The sequence below is a fragment of the Kitasatospora sp. MY 5-36 genome, assembly GCF_001182915.1.
GTDB lineage: Bacteria > Actinomycetota > Actinomycetes > Streptomycetales > Streptomycetaceae > Kitasatospora.
Genome location: NZ_LFVW01001402.1, coordinates 1 through 621 on the forward strand (window position 1 = coordinate 1; position 621 = coordinate 621).

Genomic DNA, 621 nt, shown 5'->3' on the forward strand with positions numbered 1-621 from the left:
GGCCGCCCCGCCGGCCACCGAGCCGGCCGCCCAGGCCCCGGCCCGTGCCGGGTTCGCCGACGGCGCCCTCGACTGGGGCGTGCGCCGCACCTTCCGCGACTACGTCACCGGCGCGATCGCCCAAGGCCGTTGGGAGCTCGGCGGCGGCGCGGCCGACGGCGGCGCGTTCTTCCGCTGGACCCCGGCCAAGGGCGCGTACGACCCGGCGACCGGAGAGCTGACCGCCGCCTTCACCGGCACCGTCCGCTTCACCGGCATGCGCGCCGGCGACGGCTACGGCCTGGACCTCACCCTCGCCAACCCGGGCGTCAGCGTCTCCGGCGGCCAGGGCCGACTGCTCGCCGACGTCTCCGGCCGGACCCCGGACGGCGGCACCCGGCAGCTCCCCGGCGTCGAGCTGGCGACCTTCGACCCGGCCGGCCTCAAGGCCGAGGGCGGCCTGCTGACGGCCGTCGAACTGCCGCTCACGCTCGCCGAGGGCGGCGCCGAGGCCTTCGGTGGCCTGTACCCGGCGGGCACCGCGATGGACCCGCTGAGCTTCGCCGTCGCCCTCGACCCGGCCGCCGCGCTGCCCCCGCTGCCCGACCTCGGCAGCGCCCCGGCCACCCCACCGGGCGCCGT

Annotated in this window: 1 protein-coding gene; it reads left to right on the forward strand. The window is 79.4% G+C overall.

Features of this window, described 5'->3' with window-relative positions:
* Window positions 1-621, forward strand: a 621-nt coding sequence (locus AE652_RS42665) for an HtaA domain-containing protein (protein WP_049661737.1), incomplete at both ends; no start/stop codon positions are given.